At 58.3% G+C, this 17,138-nt stretch carries 12 protein-coding genes; 3 read left to right on the forward strand and 9 right to left on the reverse strand.

Annotated features, from left to right (window positions below; genetic code table 11):
- Nucleotides 1-112 precede the first annotated feature (112 nt).
- Together CDQ91_RS01910 and CDQ91_RS01915 are read right to left on the reverse strand one after the other, a co-directional pair.
- Nucleotides 113-1,282 carry a nucleotide sugar dehydrogenase gene (locus CDQ91_RS01910; protein WP_088471399.1) on the reverse strand — a complete coding sequence of 390 codons (1,170 nt, stop codon included), beginning with the start codon at nt 1,280-1,282 and terminating at the stop codon, nt 113-115.
- 116 nt (nt 1,283-1,398) lie between these two features.
- A complete protein-coding gene (locus CDQ91_RS01915; protein WP_088471005.1) occupies nt 1,399-2,862 on the reverse strand; it encodes a protein adenylyltransferase SelO in 1,464 nt (487 codons plus the stop codon).
- Between the two features lie 606 nt (nt 2,863-3,468).
- On the opposite strand from CDQ91_RS01915, the gene CDQ91_RS01920 reads away from it, so the two are divergent.
- A protein-coding gene (locus CDQ91_RS01920; protein ID WP_088471006.1) for an IS3 family transposase occupies nt 3,469-4,640 on the forward strand; the annotation gives its coding sequence in 2 pieces (ribosomal slippage) (nt 3,469-3,733 and nt 3,733-4,640; 1,173 coding nt in all).
- On the opposite strand, the gene CDQ91_RS01925 is transcribed toward CDQ91_RS01920, so the two are convergent.
- Nucleotides 4,637-6,139, reverse strand: a complete 1,503-nt coding sequence (locus tag CDQ91_RS01925) for a hypothetical protein (protein ID WP_144036658.1) — start codon at nt 6,137-6,139, stop codon at nt 4,637-4,639. The two genes, CDQ91_RS01920 and CDQ91_RS01925, sit on opposite strands and share 4 nt — an antisense overlap.
- A 238-nt stretch (nt 6,140-6,377) precedes the next feature.
- Between CDQ91_RS01925 and CDQ91_RS01930 the strand changes: the two genes are divergently transcribed.
- On the forward strand, nt 6,378-8,327 hold the full coding sequence (locus CDQ91_RS01930) for a polysaccharide biosynthesis protein (RefSeq protein WP_088471008.1): 1,950 nt from the start codon (nt 6,378-6,380) through the stop codon (nt 8,325-8,327).
- A gap of 46 nt (nt 8,328-8,373) precedes the next feature.
- Nucleotides 8,374-9,552 (forward strand): sugar transferase, encoded by a 1,179-nt coding sequence (locus tag CDQ91_RS01935; RefSeq protein ID WP_088471009.1) that lies wholly within the window; start codon nt 8,374-8,376, stop codon nt 9,550-9,552.
- 14 nt (nt 9,553-9,566) lie between these two features.
- Here the strand turns inward: CDQ91_RS01935 and CDQ91_RS01940 are convergent, their stop codons facing one another.
- The 6 genes from CDQ91_RS01940 to CDQ91_RS01965 form a co-directional block, all read right to left on the reverse strand.
- Entirely contained in the window at nt 9,567-10,742 is a 1,176-nt protein-coding gene (locus CDQ91_RS01940; protein WP_088471010.1) for a glycosyltransferase family 4 protein, read from the reverse strand.
- Nucleotides 10,739-12,241: a heparinase II/III family protein gene (locus tag CDQ91_RS01945; RefSeq protein WP_201791848.1), complete on the reverse strand. Its 1,503-nt coding sequence runs from the start codon at nt 12,239-12,241 to the stop codon at nt 10,739-10,741. Before CDQ91_RS01945 ends, CDQ91_RS01940 begins: the two co-directional genes overlap by 4 nt.
- Before the next feature lie 205 nt (nt 12,242-12,446).
- Nucleotides 12,447-14,582: a bi-domain-containing oxidoreductase gene (locus tag CDQ91_RS01950; RefSeq protein ID WP_088471011.1), complete on the reverse strand. Its 2,136-nt coding sequence runs from the start codon at nt 14,580-14,582 to the stop codon at nt 12,447-12,449.
- 48 nt (nt 14,583-14,630) lie between these two features.
- Entirely contained in the window at nt 14,631-15,371 is a 741-nt protein-coding gene (locus CDQ91_RS01955) for an AglZ/HisF2 family acetamidino modification protein (RefSeq protein WP_088471012.1), read from the reverse strand.
- On the reverse strand, nt 15,371-15,988 hold the full coding sequence (hisH, locus tag CDQ91_RS01960) for an imidazole glycerol phosphate synthase subunit HisH (RefSeq protein ID WP_088471013.1): 618 nt from the start codon (nt 15,986-15,988) through the stop codon (nt 15,371-15,373). The genes CDQ91_RS01955 and hisH overlap by 1 nt, the downstream gene beginning before the upstream one ends.
- Nucleotides 15,989-15,997: 9 nt before the next feature.
- Entirely contained in the window at nt 15,998-17,137 is a 1,140-nt protein-coding gene (locus CDQ91_RS01965; RefSeq protein WP_088471014.1) for an N-acetyl sugar amidotransferase, read from the reverse strand.
- Nucleotide 17,138: the final 1 nt, after the last annotated feature.

Here is a 17,138-nt window from a genome sequence, read left to right on the forward strand (position 1 = left end):
ATCCGGTTCTGATGGCAATGAAATCCCGATACACCCTCATGTCGTCGAATATCCCCTGCCCGGTCCGTGGCTTACTCTCAAGAACGAGTCGGTCCCGGTCAAGTTCCCAGATTCAGTAATCGACGCCGAACAGGTCCCGGCTGTATACCTTGTCCGCCACATCGGCCAGTTCCCCGGTCACCCGGTTTGCGATGATCACATCGGCCTCGGCTTTGAAAGCGGCAAGGTCGCGAACGACGCGCGAATTGAACAGCATATCCTCATCGATCAGCGGTTCATAAACGATGACCTCGACGCCCTTGGCCTTGATGCGCTTCATCACCCCCAAAATGCTGCTCGCGCGAAAATTGTCCGATCCGGCCTTCATGGCCAGACGGTGGATGCCCACCACGCGCGGGCCGCGCTTCAGGACTTCCGATGCCACGAAATCCTTGCGGGTCGTGTTCGACGACACGATTGCCTGGATCAGGTTCTGCGGCACATCCTTGTAATTGGCCAACATCTGCTTCGTGTCCTTGGGCAGGCAATAGCCGCCATAGCCGAAGGACGGATTGTTGTAGAATTGCCCGATCCGCGGATCGAGACTGACGCCCTCGATGATTTGCCGCGAATCCGCGCCATGCATCGCGGCATAGGTGTCGAGTTCGTTGAAGAAGGCGACGCGCATCGCAAGATAGGTGTTGGCGAACAGCTTGATCGCCTCGGCCTCGGTATTGCCCGTCTGCAAGACCGTTGTTTCGGGCTTCAGCGATGCGCCGAGCAGCAACTGCGCAAATTCCCCGGCGCGCGGATGGCTGTTGCCGATGATGATCCGCGACGGGTGCAAATTATCGTATAGCGCACGCCCCTCGCGCAGGAATTCGGGAGAAAAGACGATCGCATCGGTGCCATGCGCGGCGCGCATCCGTTCGGTGAAGCCCACCGGAACCGTCGATTTAACGATGATCAGCGCATCGGGCGCCAGTTTCAGCGCATCGGCAATGACCGATTCCACCGAGCCGGTGTTGAAATAATTGGTATCGGGATCATAATCGGTCGGCGTAGCCACGACCACGAAATCGGCGCCATCATAGGCAGTCTGATTGTCCGTCGTCGCGACGAGATCGAGTTCGTGGTTCGCCAGATATTCCTCAATTTCGGGATCGGCGATCGGCGAAATGCGCGCGTTAATCTGGTCCACCTTGCGATGGTCGATGTCCAGCGCGACGACGCGATTATGCTGCGCAAGCAGGACGGCGTTGGAAATACCGACATAGCCGGTACCGACAATTGCAATTTTCACCGCGGCGTTCGGCACTAGATATCTTCCTCTGTCATGCAAGCGCGCTCCCTAACAGCCCCGCCGCGATCGCTCAACTCCAACCGCGCGAAGCAACGGCCAAGAGAGCATCGCGGACCTCAGGTTCCGCAAAAAGTAGCGTAGGGCGCGGCTTCTGCGGGCGCCGGCTGCGCATATTCGGCCCACTCCGGGCGCTCGACAAACGGGTTTCTGACGACTTCCAGCAGCGTGGTCCACGCAGCAAGATCGCCCGCCTCCGCCGTCGCCAGCGCCGCTTCGACCTGGTGGTTGCGCGGGATATAGAGTGGATTGACGGCATCCATGGCATCGGCGCGCTCGCGCGGATGAATATCCTCGCGCTCCAGTTGCGCCCACCAATCGGCGATCCACGGCGCCATCGCGTCGGGTTCCGGCAGCAGCCCTTGGAGCATGGCGCCATCGCCGCGCAACAGCATCGCCAGCGCGCGAAAGAAGGAGGTGAAATCGACGCGATGCTGCTCAAGCTCAGCAAACAGATTGTCGATCAGGTCAGCGTCATGATCACCTGCTGCGCCCAATCCCAGTTTCGCGCGCATCCGGTCAAGCCAGATCGTGCGGAACCGATCGGGAATTGCCTCGACCACCGCCTTCGCTTCCTCGACCCCGGCCGGATCAACCGCATGGATCGCCGGCAGCAGCGCCTCGGCAAAACGCGCCATATTCCAGTGCAATATCTGCGGCTGGCGGCCATAGGCATAGCGGCCATTGGCGTCGATCGAACTGAACACCGTGTCGACGGCGAAGCGATCCATGAAGGCGCAGGGACCATAATCGATCGTCTCGCCGCTGATCGCGACATTGTCCGTGTTCATCACGCCATGGATGAAGCCGACGCCCAGCCAATGTGCGATCAGCTCGCACTGCAGGCCGATGACGCGGTCGAGCAGCGAGAGATGCCGGTTCGGCGCGTCGGCGAGGTCCGGGAAATGGCGGTTGATACTGTAGTCCGAAAGCCGAACGATATGATCCGCGCCAAAATGCGCGGCAAAAAACTGGAATGTCCCGACCCGAATATGGCTGCTCGCGACGCGAGTCAGCACCGCGCCGGGGTGCGCGCGCGCGCGCTGCACCCGGTCGCCTGTTGCGACGGCAGCAAGCGCCCGCGTGGTCGGCACGCCCATCGCCGCCATCGCTTCCGACACGAGAAATTCGCGCAGCACCGGGCCGATCGCGGCTTTGCCATCACCATTGCGCGAAAACGGTGTCGGCCCCGAACCCTTGAGTTGCAGGTCGAACCGCGCACCATCGGGCGCCACAATTTCGCCTAGTAGCAGCGCGCGGCCATCGCCAAGCTGCGGTGAGAAATGGCCGAACTGATGTCCGGCATAGGCACAGGCGAGCGGGGCGGCGCCGTCCGGCAATTCCTTACCCGAAAAGAGAGCCGCTAGCTGTGCATCGCTCGCACCCAAGGTATCGACGCCCAGCTGTTCGGCAAGCGCTTGGTTAAAGATCAGCAGTTTAGGCGCTGAGGGCTTCACCGCCTCGGCCGGGGCGTAGAAGCCCTCCATACCATAAAGGAAGCTGTTATCGAAAGCGAAATCCATAAGGCGCTATGTCGAGCGTTGACGCTATAAATACAAGCACACAATCACAAAAAGCCTGTCCGCTTCGGCGTCGCTTCGTTCGCAAAAAACCTGCAGATGCGGCAGAAAGAAGCCTGATCGCTTAGCCCTCCACCAGCTTCACATCCGACAGGTCGTACTCAACAGCAGTGCTTTGAACATCGCCGGCGATGGCTAGGCAGGCTCGCACTTGGCAGCCGGATAGAGCGGATCAAGAAGCACCGCGATCGCACTCCAATCGATAAGCGACACAAGCCTATCGAGCGACCAAGCCATGCGCTCGCGCCCGGCAAATCCAAAACGCTCCTGACCAATCGCCTGTCACACCGTCTCTCACGCTTGCATGACAACCAACCACACGGAATCAGAGAAATAACCCACCGTCCAGAACTCCCCGCGCCTATGCCTCCTAATTGCGGCCGACAATCAAAGCAGGCCGCCCGCCATTTGAAGTTCCGTCACGCGATGACGGCTACTGCAGCACGTGCAGCACGCAATTTCGCCAGGCGGGGAAGCCCCGCTCAATGATCTGCCCCCTTCTGAGTGGTCCAAAATTGATGATATTTTGGATTACGAAGGAGATTATGAATGCCGAGCAAGAAGCATCGCCCGGAAGAGATTATCGGCAAGCTGCGTGAAGCGGAGGTTGTTCTGGCGCAGGGTGCGACGACCGCAGAGGCGTGTCGGCGGATCGCGGTCAGCGAGCAGACCTATTATCGGTGGCGCAAGGAATATGGCGGCCTGAAGACCGATCAGGCGCGTCGGATGAAAGATCTGGAGAAGGAGAATGCGCGGCTTCGTCGTGCGATCTCTGACCTGACGCTGGACAAGCTGATCCTGCAGGAAGCTGCTCGGGGAAACTTCTGAGCCCCGCGCGCCGAAGGCGCTGTATCGACCACATCAGAATGATGATGCCGGTGTCCGAGCGACGGCTCTGCCGCGTGCTCGGGCAATACCGATCGACACAGCGCAAGGCGCCTCGCGGGGCAGATGACGAAGCGGCTCTCACCGAGGATATCATAGCGCTGGCGCGGCAATATGGTCGTTATGGCTATCGCCGGGTGACTGCGTTGCTGCGCGACGCGGGGTGGCATGTGAACCGCAAGCGGGTCGAGCGCATCTGGCGACGCGAGGGGCTGAGGGTGCCGCAAAGGCAGCCGAAGCGCGGTCGGCTCTGGCTGAACGACGGATCATGCATCCGGCTTCGGCCCGAGTATCCTGGGCATGTCTGGTCCTACGACTTCGTCGAAGGTCGCACCCACGATGGCCGCAAATACCGGATCCTGTCGATCATCGACGAGGCGAGCCGGGAGTGCATGGCGTTGCCGGTCGCGCGCAAGCTCAAGAGCGACGACGTGCTTGCGGCCCTGGCCGAGCTGTTCGTTACGCGCGGGCGGCCAGCGCACATCAGGTCTGACAATGGGCCGGAGTTTATCGCGACCGCCGTGCAAGAATGGCTGGCGAAGGTCGGCGTGAAGACGCTCTACATCGCCCCCGGATCGCCATGGGAGAATGGTTATTGTGAATCGTTCAACGGGTCGCTGCGCGATGAACTGCTCAACGGCGAGATCTTCTACTCGCTCGCCGAGGCCCGCATTCTGATCGAGGCGTGGCGGCGACATTACAACACCGTCCGGCCGCACAGCTCCCTGGGATATCGACCACCGGCTCCAGAGGCCGTTCCATCGCCAGTGTCGCCCTCCGGTTCCGCTTCGCTCCACCTACGGCCAACACTGGCGATGGAGACGTCAATGCACTAACAATCCCCGCGGACCACTCGGTGGGGGCCGGTCATCAGCCCCGAAACGCTCGCATCGGCATCGACACGAACATCAAGATTTCGCGGAACGGGTCCCCCACTATAGCTTACCTTGACGGGCAGTTCGCGCCCGCGACTGAGATGTGAGCGCCGGGCTTGAATCCGCAAGAATTGCGTCGGGTCTTCCGACGCGAACAACGATTCACTCAAACCTACATCGACATCTTCGATAATTATCGTTGCAGGTCCGTGCGTGCCCAATGCGCCCGGCAGGAAGAATGACCGCGAGACGCCATCGTCCACTATGTGTGAAAATAGATATCGTCGGGGACTGGTATCGCCGACGACATTATACTGTAAACCGACCAGCGCCCCTTTAGGGTGGCCGGTTGAGTCGTGAATTCGAATGTTGCGGACCTCGCCCACGCCAAAGGGGAAACCCTTTGCGCGACCGGTACCACTACTCATGGAAATAGAAGTCGTCGGCAAATCATGTGCGCGTCCGGCGTAGCTTATCTCGATATCGGTAATCAGGCCGTCACCATGCTGATGATTGATATCAACCGAGCCGTAATAGCGCGAAGAGACCGATCGGAAGATTTTCAGTTCCCGCGTAACCCCTCCACCACCAGGTGCAAATACTTTTACGGATCGCCCAGCCGCTTCACGGATTGTTCCGCGCTGAATGATGGGCCGTGTCCCGCCCTCTTCTGCGGTCTGGAAAACGAGCACTCCGTCCATGTCGACGCGCTCGGGCGACAAGGGACTGTCCTCACTATCGATACGGCACACCTCGAAATCCTCTATAGTCACATGACGTGCACTACTCGTGGATTGAAGGTTGCCCGTTACGCCAATGCCCAGCGAACCCTTCGACCCCGAAATGCCGGAACCCGCCGCCCGCGTCACATCCTTCACCGAAACATTGCTCAAACTAAGTCGGTCAAACCCACCCGAAAACAGCATACCGGAGGCGCCATAGGAATTGGCCGGAGTTCCATCCACACCGCTAGTGCCATTGACAATTTTCGCGTTCCGACATGCCAGCCCCCTGACCAGAAAATCACGACGCAGTTCGCCCGACACATTCTCAAATCTAGCGAAAAAGGGCATCGCGACGCGGTTTGTGCCGTCGATCGTCAAGTTGCCCTCGATACGGAATGGAGTTTCGCCTTCCGAGTAGATGCAAAGCGCCCAATGATGGCGCGGCCCCACATACCGCAACAGCCGCGGCCCATCTGTGATCAGATGGTAGCGCAAACCGCGCCGCGCGATGATCGTGATCGGCGAGGAAATGTCGAAATCACGATCAAGCAGGAGCGTTCCGCCCGCCACTTCCCACCGCGCCACGGCCGCCGACAGATCGGGAAATTCCGAGGCCCTGACCGGAGCAGGGCCGCCGCACGCGGCCTGACCGCGTGCTGCAACCGGAATACTTGCGAGCCCTATTCCGGCAACAACTGCACGCCGACTCCAGATCCATTTTTCCTTATCGTTCAATTTTTACCTCATATTTGTGCGAATAGGACCATCGAATCTAACACATACCGAACAGTCTGCGCTAAACGAAACTCGTCGGATTGGTTGAATTTCCTGTCGTTTCTGCCATGCACCCAACAGACGGCAAGATGGACGGTTTGGTCTAATTAGTGATTTTGGAGCAACCCGATTCGTGTTGGCGCATTTCATTCCATGCCTTCGACGATGTGACGGGGCCGTGAGAAACGACAGGCAGTACATGGCATTCGAAGACTATGGGAACTGGCGCAGTTTTCCGAATCAGATCCTGCGCTTCCTGGTGCAGCGTGCACGCGACGAGCGGCGGCTCTTGGCCGCTGCCATGGATGGCGTGCTTTGCGTCCTCGCGGTTTGGATCGCCTATTCTCTGCGACTGGGAACATGGGATCTTTTTTCACGCCCAGTGATCAGCTTCGCCGCCGTCGCGCTTATTTTCTGGTACCCTATCGCCTGGTCGATGGGCGTCTATCGGTCATTGATCCGTTTTTCTGGCGCACGCACGATTGCGGGACTTGGCGCCGCCTGCGCAGCCCTGATGGTACCACTCATAATCGCGTTTGTTTTTTACCGCATTCCGGCGGTTCCGCGTACGTTGACCATTCTTCACCCGATCATTTTCCTGATGCTCCTCGCCTCGAGCCGCATCATCATCCGCTTTGCCCTTCTCGACTTGCTCAATCTCATCTCGACTGATGCCCGGCGAGTACTCGTTTATGGCGCGGGCCGAGCGGGCCAGCAGCTGGCGCTATCGCTTCGTCATGAGAGGCAGGTCTATCTCGTCGGCTTCATCGACGATGACATCCGCCTCGATGGTCAACGGCTCGATGGCATTCCTGTCTTCGGTTCGAACAAACTGCACCAACTGCTCGAAACCACCGACGTCGACGAGGTGCTGCTTGCCCTTCCAAGCGCATCGCGCATGCGCCGCCGCGAAATCATCGAAACACTTCAGGAAACCAATGTTTACGTGCGATCGCTGCCCAGCCTGACCCACATCATCGAGGGGTCGATTACCGTAAACGATCTTCGGGAAATCCAGATCGAAGAGCTGCTCGGACGCGAAGCCGTCGTGCCGAACGAGGTGCTGCTGTCCAAAACGATCATTGGCAAGACCGTACTGGTTTCGGGTGCGGGTGGATCCATCGGAGGCGAACTGTGCCGGCAGATACTTCAATGCCGCCCGGCACGGCTTGTCTTGCTCGATCAATCGGAATTTGCGCTTTATGCGATCGATCAGGAACTGTCAGCTATCGCCCTAGAACTCGGAACGAATACGCCGCTGATCCTCGAGCTCTGCAACGTTTCGGATCGCGCGACGATGATGCGCGTCTACGGTCGCCATCAGCCGGACACCGTGTTTCACGCCGCCGCTTACAAACATGTCCCGCTGGTCGAAAGCAACCCAGTCGTCGGTATGCGAAACAATGTCATGGGCACTCTTTACAGCGCCGAGGCTGCGGAGGCTAATGGTGTCGCCAACTTTACCCTGATAAGCACTGACAAGGCGGTGCGCCCGACCAACGTCATGGGCGCGTCGAAACGCGTATGCGAACTGATTCTGCAGGCGCGCGCGCAGCAGACAAAGACATCGACGATTTTCAGCATGGTGCGCTTTGGCAATGTATTGGGATCAAGTGGCTCGGTCGTCCCGCGCTTCAAGGCCCAGATTGCTTCCGGCGGCCCCGTCACCGTCACCCACCAGGACATCACCCGTTATTTCATGACAATCCCAGAGGCCTCACAACTAGTCATTCAGGCGACGGCGATGGCGCGCGGGGGCGAAGTATTCGTACTCGACATGGGTCAACCGGTTAAAATTATCGACCTCGCGCGCAGCATGGTCCGCCTGTCGGGCCTGAGTGTCCGCGACGCGGATCATCCAGATGGCGATATCGAGATCATCGAGACCGGATTGCGCCCGGGCGAGAAGCTTTATGAGGAGTTGTTAATCGGCGACAACCCGGAGTCGACCAACCACCCTCGCATCCTGCGAGCCCGCGAGGGCTGCTGGCCTAGCGACATGCTCGAACGCGAAATGGTGGCGCTGGATATTGCGCTTCATAACGGGGACACTCAAATCGTGATCGAGATATTGTGCCGTCTCGTTCCGGAATATACTCGGGATTTGACATGGACACGGCAAATTGCAGGCGACAAAGCTGGCGCTTGAACGGGTCCGTCGTTGACCGTGGCCGATCGAAAGCTATAGGCGCCAGATGATCAGAACAACTATCGTGGGCGTCACTGGTGCAAACGGGAAAATCGGCAGAGCTCTCGTTCCCCGGCTGCGTCAATTGGGATACAAGACGCTGGCCTTTTCGAGAACCGGCGACACCGAGGGTGCGGGTGATGATGAGCTGGATTACAGCAGTCTCGATACAAAGCTCGCTCGATGCGACGTTGTTATTCATCTTGCCACACTCAACAATGACGCCGGGAAGAAGGATATCGCGGCATTCAGGGCAGCCAACGTGACATTCGCAAGCAATCTGGCATCGACGGCCGCTAGGTCCGGTGTCCGAAAATTTGTCAACCTTTCGACCATCCACACGCTGGCCCCAGAGAAGACAGATCCATATAGCGTCAGCAAGCGCGAGGCAGTCGCTGTCCTGAGGCAAGTTGACGGCTTATGCGTTTCCAACATTTACGCCTCACGCGTTTTTGCGCTTAACGGTGTACCCTCGGGTATCGCGGCCCTTTTCTGGCATGTCGCACCGGCGCTGCAACCTTGCGTCAGCTTCGACCAGCTTGCCGGCGACCTCGTTGCAGAAATTGAAAGTAACGCGGCCGCCGATAGGATTTCATCGCATCCTGCCAGAACCCACATCCTCTATCGATGGGCCAAGCGCGCGATAGACATTGCTTTTGCCCTGTCGGTGACGTTGCTATTCTGGTGGCTACTCGCGTTGGTTTGGCTTGCAGTAAAACTCACGTCGGCAGGTCCGGGCATCTTCGCTCAAACGCGGGTCGGCAAGGACGGCGCCCACTTCACTTGTTACAAATTTCGTACGATGAGCGCGGATACCAAATCGGTCGCCACGCATGAAGTCACTGCAGCGAGCGTTACTCCGCTCGGAAAATTCCTGCGAGCCTCCAAATTCGATGAGCTACCCCAGATCGTCAATCTCCTGCGGGACGAAATGACATTGATCGGCCCACGCCCCTGCCTGCCTCAGCAGGAAGAGCTGATCCACGAACGATCGGATCGAGGCGTCTATGCGATAACGCCAGGAATTAGTGGTTTTGCTCAGGTGAACGGGATCGATATGTCAAATCCGGTTAGGTTGGCACAGCAAGACGCAATCTACCTCAACACCCAATCGCTGATCGGCGATATCAAGCTGTTGCTTCGCACGCTCGTCGGCGGCGGCAGCGGTGACAAGGTTCGCGCCTGACTCGCGGCAGATATTCAGCCTCGAAGCGACAGGACGTCCGCCGCCATTTCTTTCATGATCGTACTCCGGCTAAATCGCTGAACGAAGGTCCGGCGATCATAACTTGCCGGCGCATTCATGCTCCGGCGTATGCAATCGACCATCGCCTTGGCGTCACAGGGGCGAAATACCGCCGCCCCAACGATATTGCCGGAAATAAATTGCGCGCCATAGCCGGCGATGCCGGCCAGAATCGGTTTGCCCGTCGCGGCATATTCGAACACCTTCGACGGGATGACCTTTTCGAAAGCAGGGTAATCATTGAGGTGGAGAAACAGTAGGTCAGCCGCGATATAATAGTCGGCCAACCGGGACCTCGGCACCGGATCGACCAGCTCGACATTCACCACCCCGGCATCGTGCAAGGCCATTTCCAGCTGTCGCCGACGCCCGCCTGCGCCAACGATAGTGAAGCGCGCCTCGGCCTCGAGTTTCTTAGCTACTATAGGAAGAATTTTGTGCAGTCCCTGCCCTTCCCCAATATTCCCCGCAAAGATGATATTTACAGGCCGACTGAACGACGTTGCGGAAACCGATAGAGGTTTGAGCCATTCGGGGTCGATGCCGTTGGTGAACGTCCGGAATAGCTTGCCCGGCGCCATCTCCTCAAAGACACCCAGAAAGCCCGGTGACACAAGATTGACCGCGTCCGCGCGGCGAATGGTGGCTCTTTCAAGCGCGGAAATCAGCGGCATAGCAAGACGCCCGACCCCGACACCAAATATGTCACCGATTGTGTCGGAAAATATATCCCGGATATCGAGATACAACTTCGCCCGATAGCGGGTCGCGACGGCTGCGGCGAGCGACGCAGTGAACAGCCGCGATGAGGTGCCGATAACCAGATCTGGGCGGTTGGCGCGGACTAACCTCAACGCATGTAAGGAAAAATGGGCGAACGCCTTCGCCTGATCAACCATCCCGCTGTCATGCCGGGGAAGTTGAACCCGCTTGATGGTCACCGGTCCGTATATTTCGGTATCGGGCGCTTCGACAGATGCCTGTTTATACCGGTTCGGGCTGGTTGTGATGACCGTGATCCGATCTTCCGCGCGCAATTGCCCGGACAACGCCTCAACCAGCGCCGCCGCACGGAAAGAGCCGGCGCTCAAGTCAGGCGGATAGTAAAATGTCAGAAAGGTAATGTTCACGCGCCAATCCAGCTTATGCGCAACCGATGTTCATCAACATCTCCACTGTCAAAGTCGATCACGATCACCTGCGTCGGCTCCGAAGCGCCAAAGCGAGGGTGGTGCGTGTCCGCCTCAACGCGAAGTACAAGACCCGACAGGCTGCTCATTTCAGCGAAAAAAACTCCGCTTGCACTGCAGTGAATTTCCACACACGAGGCATCCTTGGCGCGCGCGCGCAATCCGACACCAAGGTGGAAATGAAGCTCCGCCTGATGGGATCCTTGCCCGGAAATGCGATCCGCGATGTCGAGATATAACGCCCCGAGCGACCATGTGCGTTGATGTATAGGGCCTCCCGGAAGATGGCGGTAACCGTCATGTTGTGCCTGCAGATGCACAACGTCACCGATATCCAGCGCGACATTCTGCGGATAGGCGCGGCGTCCGACGCGAAAGCTCGACCAGACCTCAGAAGAGTTCTCGCCGTCGAGAACAAGCGTCGAATGCGCAATCGTCCCCCGTTGGCGAAGTCGTTCCGCCCCAGACTCGTATAGCGATGTCCCGCCGTTTACGACAAGACGCCGTCCCGCAAGCGACATTTCAAAGCTCAACGTATCGGCATGGGCATGTCCAGGCAGGTAATCCGGCCCGACGCAGCCGACGTCGGCGATCACCACGGCGTCATGGCGTTCCAGTCGCGCATAGCCCGAAGATGCCAGCAAACGAGAAGAAGGAGGCTCTTCGGGCGCCGGACGGCCCAATCGGAGGGCGTAATCGACCAGGCCGGCAAGTGTTGACGCAATGTCGAACGCCGCATCGTTGAAAAAGGAAATCTCGCCATCAGGATGGACCATCGTACGCGCCCACGAGAACATAGCCGGTAACCGTTCGTCGATCGCATCGACAATCGCACCAACATCGCTGCCTCGGTCCGCCCGCGCAGCGGCTTCAACAATGTTCATGATGTCCAGCACGTCCTCCAGAAAGAGAAGATGGTACATCGGACTGAGTTCGAAATGCGCCCCATCGGTCAGACATTGTTCGCGCAATTCGCGCAACAAAATCGAGCACGCCATTTTCCGCCACGCAGCGGCTTCCTCGCCGCTGAATATCAGCCCAGCGAAAAGCAGTGCTTTGGCGTTGGCGAACAAATGATTGCCTAGGATATGCCATTCTATCCGGCTCGCCAGCCAGCGCGTCTGCAATGCGAGGCTATCCAATGCAGCTTTGTCCAACGCATTTTCACGCAATTGCCACTTGATCCAGTTCACAATCCGAAGCGATGTAGGATAAGGTTCCCACCCAGTTCCGGCCGTCGGTGGATTGGATGCAATCCACCGGTCGATGAGGGCGGAATGCCACTTAACCCGATCGCTAGCTCCAACCGCGTTCAAATCATCGAAATAATGGAGATTGTATCGCCATAATTTGCTGAAATCGGAAGGATCCCAATCATCGCCAATCGGCCCTTCGCGGTTCAGGAAACATGCGCGGCCGGGTGCAATCAGCGACGACATGCGCGTTGCGGGCACCGCAAACGTCGAAATCGGCGTGCCAGGCCGCGAAAGGGCCCCAATCCGCAACCCTTTCCGCGGCAATCGTTGAAGCAGCCGATGCCAGATTTGGGTTGCGCGCAGATGCCGGACGGTTCGGAACAGCCGACCAATATTCACTGAAAAATCCCCTGAATCACGCTACCATCCGCCGATGGTGATCCATGTTCTATGGTTGCAACCGAATCTTTTCGACGGCCTCAATCGACGCTTCGACCACCTCGAATAGCTGGTCGTTCGGGATCGGACTTTCACGCCCCTCGGATATCGCCGCAAGGAAAGCGCTCGCGCAATCGACCTGCCCCTTGTCCTGGCGCCATAGCTTTTCCTTTCGGAAACCTGGCCAACTAAAGCCGCGCAACGCAACGAAATTGTCGAGCTGAAGCGTCCGGCCTCCTGCAAACACCTCAATACGTTCTTTGGGAAAACTACTGCCGCCATTCGCAAGATAATGAACCGTGCCGAAGGAACCGTCGGCAAAACTGATAGTTATCACGGCCTTGTCCTCAGTCAGCGGCTGGGACGTATTTCTTCCCATGCTCCGCGCCTCGATCGAGACGATCGGCGAACCGGCAAGGAATCGCATCAGGTCGATGTGATGGCACGCCTCTCCGATAATGCGCCCCCCACCCAGAGCGGGATCCTGCGTCCAATGACTAGCAGGAATGAAACCTGCGTTCATGACCATGACAAAAGCCTTGGGCTCGGCCACGCGATCCAAGAGCGTCTTCATTTTCGATACCAGCGGCGAGAAACGGCGGTTGAAACCCACCATCAGCTTAGCGCCCGATGTCGCATGTGCCGCCTTGATCTCGGCTAGTTCATCGCGCGTCAGACACAACGGCTTTTCGACGAAAACATGCTTTCCGGCATTCAGGGCGGCAATGGTTAAACGCGCGTGGCTGTCGTGGCGCGTGGCGATCACGACAGTGTTGATCGCCGGATCGGCGAGTAGTTCGTCGTTGTTGGACGATGCGTGGCGGAAGCCCGCGCTCTTGCCATGAAGAACACCGCTCGTCCCGCCCGCGGACGCAATCGTATGAAGTGTCGCACCGGCCTTACGAAACGCCGGAATCAAAACGCGCGAGGCATAGTTGCCTGCGCCGATGAAACCCACAATGGGTGTCGCGGCGTCCGGCACGCGCGCGTCGATAGCCGACACAAGGTCGACCCTCGTCCGGTGCCGCGACTCGACGTCGTGCGAATAGTCGAGCACGATGCCCAGCGCGCCCTTGTCGCTCGTCAGAAGCTTGTAGGCCTCAGGGGCTTCGGTGAAAGCAACGCGGTGCGACACCAGCCCTTCGATCGTCAGACGGCCCAATGCCATCATGTCGAGGATGGCCACGAAGTTCCGCTGTTCAGTCCAGCGGACGTATCCCAACGGATAGTCCTGCCCGCGCTCCTCATAGGCAAGATCATAGCGTCCGGGGCCATAGGAGCAGCTGACCTGGAAGGTCAGTTCTTTCTCGTAGAAATCGGCTCGGTTGAGCTCCAGCCCTGTCACGCCGATCAGGATGATGCGGCCGCGCTTCCTGCTCATTTGCGCGGCCTGTGTTACCGGGGCGTTGGATTTGGTCGATGCGGTGATAATGACGGCATCGACACCTTGTCCGCTGCTGAAGGCCATGCCGGCCGCCACCGGGTCTTCACCCGCGCCTGGATTACAGGTTTCAGCGCCGAAGCGGCGAGCAAGCGCCAGCTTCTCTGCATCGAAATCGATCGCCAGCACGCGACAGCCATGCGCGCGAAGTAATTGTACCGTCAGCAGGCCGATCAACCCGACACCTGTAACGACGACGGCTTCGCCAAGCGTCGGTTGCGCGAGGCGGATACCCTGCAGGCCGATGCTCGCAACGACGGTGAAGCAGGCCGCCTCGTCGCTGACGCCGTCGGGCACTTTGGCGCACAGGTTTTGCGGTACACTGACTACATCCGCGTGCTGTCCGTTCGATACGACCCGGTCGCCAACTGTAAAGCCATCGACCCCGGCGCCCACCGCACGCACGACCCCGACATTGCTGTACCCGAGCGGAATCGGCTGCCCCAATTTTGAGCGAACGGCGTCGATCGTCGTCAGAAGACCGTCGGTTTTCACCTTGGACAGGACCTGCGCCACTTTTTCAGGCTGCGCGCGCGCCTTCGCAATCATTCCGGCCTTGCCGAAATCGACAAGCATGCGTTCGGTTCCGGTCGAGATCAGCGTCTTTGTCGTATCGATCAGAAGCTGGCCTGGCCGGACTTGCGGTACCGGGGCCGTAACGAGGATGGTTTCGCCGCCACCGAGATCCTGAAGGATTTGCTGCATTTCAATAGTCTGCCTTGAATTGGGATGAATTACGCACTTCGCCTTAGATCAGGGGCGCGCATAGGAAATCAGGACGGCGCGGTACACGCCGTTGAAGACGAACATACTGCCAGCCGCCGCGCCGCATGTCCCGATCGCGTCGATAAGCTCGCGCAAATGCTCGACGTTTCCTGCGCCGCCAAGCATCGTCGCAGGGAGGTCGACGGCAGCGCGGACGGACCGTGCGAGGTCAAGATCATAGCCCTGCATCATCCCATCGCGATCGATATGATTAACGACGACTTCGCCCGCTCCCCGATCCTCAACGAGCGGCAGGAAGTCTGCGAGCTTCATCTTCGCAGCTCGCTTGCCATTATGCGTGAAGATACCAGGTCGGCCCAGAAGGCCGGTTTTTTTTACATCGAGTGTCACCACCACACTTTGCCGCCCGACCGCGTCGGCGAGTTCGCGGATCAGCGCGGGGCGTTCCAGCGCAGCGGCACTGATCGAGACCTTTTCAAACCCCAATTTGATCAATTGGACGGCATCGGCAGCGCTACGAACACCGCCGCCATAACAAAGTGGCATCCGGCTCTCGACGGCGATGCTCCGCAGATGATCAAAATCGGGCCCACGCCCCTGAACGGTCGCGTCAATGTCGTAGATAGACAGTTCGTCGACCTCTTTTTCATTGTAGATTTTGACCGCATTTATTGGGTCGCCTACATATTTGGGATCAGCAAACTGCCGTGTCTTCACGAGGCCGCTGTCCTGCATCAGCAGGCAGGGAATGATCCGCGAGCGCAACATTATGCGGCGTCCGCAAAATTTACGAAAACCCGCGCCCCGTTCGAATGGCTTTTTTCCGGGTGAAACTGCATTCCAAAAACATTGTCGCGTTCAACCGCGCATGGAAGATCGGCGCCGTAGGAAACATGCGCCCGGATATGCGCGGGATCGGCGGCGTCAAAATAATAGCTGTGAAGAAAGTAAAAGCCGAGCTCCTCATCGACACCATCGAACAGCTTCGCGCCGGGCGCGATCGCAACATTGTTCCAGCCCATATGGGGCAATTTGGGCTTCGCGTTGATTCGACCCGTGTCGATCTTGCGAACACGACCCGGAATCCAGCCTAAGCCGGGCAAGCTGCCTTCGTCGCTGCCGTCGGCGAGAAGATGCATGCCGACGCATATGCCGAGGACCTTCTTGCCTTTGCCCAGCACTTCCTCGCCCAGCGCATCGACGATGCCCGAACGCTGCAAAATGTCCATGGTCGGGTCGAACGCGCCAACGCCCGGCAGGATGAAGCGATCGGCGTCTGCGAGTGTCGCCGGATCGCTCGTCAGCACATGCGGAATCTTGCGCTGACGCAAAATGTTCATGATGGCCCCGACGTTGCCCGAGCCATAGTCGATAATCGCAATCATGCTCGCCTTCTAGCGTTTTGTCGCCTTTTCCGCACCAATTGCTTTCAGCACCTTAGCGCCCAGATCGAACATCCATTCCTGGTTCTTATAGTCACGATAGCTTTTTTTCGGCATCTCATGATAGCGCCGCAGTTCTTCGACGCCGATGCGCAATTTGCTCGCGATATATTCGAAATCATCGTCGATCGTAGCGGGGTCATATGCAGGCGAGATCAGCTTCTCCAACGCTTCCCCACGCGCCATCTGTCCGGTGAGGATTAGTGAAGAAAACTGGATGCGCCGCGTATCATACCCAAAGCGCGTCGGCAGCCAATAAGCTTCGAAAAACTTGGTGAAGCGGCTTTCGAAATGCTTCTGCGGATAGGCCTTCCAACCATATTCGCGGCTCAACGTCTCGATCGCCAGTTTCTTCGTATAAGGCAGAAGATCGAGCGGCTTGAACACCCTCACCCCGCGCGCGTAGCGCAGATAGAATTTGTGAAAAAGGATCGAGCTCGTCGGATAGGTCTTTAGCGGCCGGGTTCCGAACTGCCGATGAATATCGCGCAGTTGCGGCATGTCCGTGCCATAATAGAGCCAATCTTTGGGATTGCGCACACATTCGGTCGAGATATTCCCGCCGTTGAGAATCCATTTAACGCCATGCTTGTTCGCGAAATGATACAGCGTGGCGATGAAAGCATGGTCTTGCGGAATGTCGAGGTGCGACACACCCGATTTGAAAAACGCCAACTGGAAATCGCGCATCTCTTCCCAGTTGATCACTTCGGTGTAGAGGTCGAGCCCCAGCCCGCCGACCAGGTTCTGGATATTGCTGACCGCGATGTCACTGTTCCACCCGCCGTCGACGTGAAAGACCAGCGGACGCAAGCCGAATTCCGTAACCATCAAATGCAGCATATATGAGCTGTCGAGCCCGCCCGACATGCCGAGGATGGAATCGAACTGCTTGCCCTTGCCGCCCTCCTTGATCGTCGCCACGACCTTTTCCACTTCGGCGCGACCGCGTTCATCGGGATGCCAATGCGGTACGACATCATCGTCGAAGGCATGGCAATGATCGCACACGCCAGCTTCGTCGAACCGGATTTGGCTATCGCTGGTGTCCATCACGCAACGCGTGCAAACTTGGTAGGAGCGATGATTCATG

The sequence above is a fragment of the Sphingopyxis witflariensis genome, assembly GCF_002205635.1.
Lineage (GTDB): Bacteria > Pseudomonadota > Alphaproteobacteria > Sphingomonadales > Sphingomonadaceae > Sphingopyxis > Sphingopyxis witflariensis.

Excerpts from the sequence above, each read along its gene's own strand:
- CDQ91_RS01955 (WP_088471012.1), bottom strand. The coding sequence starts at position 15,371 with ATGTTGCGCTCGCGGATCATTCCCTGCCTGCTGATGCAGGACAGCGGC.
- hisH (WP_088471013.1), bottom strand. The coding sequence starts at position 15,988 with ATGATTGCGATTATCGACTATGGCTCGGGCAACGTCGGGGCCATCATG.
- CDQ91_RS01965 (WP_088471014.1), bottom strand. The coding sequence starts at position 17,137 with ATGAATCATCGCTCCTACCAAGTTTGCACGCGTTGCGTGATGGACACC.
- CDQ91_RS01950 (WP_088471011.1), bottom strand. The coding sequence starts at position 14,582 with ATGCAGCAAATCCTTCAGGATCTCGGTGGCGGCGAAACCATCCTCGTT.
- CDQ91_RS01915 (WP_088471005.1), bottom strand. The coding sequence starts at position 2,862 with ATGGATTTCGCTTTCGATAACAGCTTCCTTTATGGTATGGAGGGCTTC.
- CDQ91_RS01935 (WP_088471009.1), top strand. The coding sequence starts at position 8,374 with ATGATCAGAACAACTATCGTGGGCGTCACTGGTGCAAACGGGAAAATC.
- CDQ91_RS01945 (WP_201791848.1), bottom strand. The coding sequence starts at position 12,241 with ATGTCGTCGCTGATTGCACCCGGCCGCGCATGTTTCCTGAACCGCGAA.
- CDQ91_RS01930 (WP_088471008.1), top strand. The coding sequence starts at position 6,378 with ATGGCATTCGAAGACTATGGGAACTGGCGCAGTTTTCCGAATCAGATC.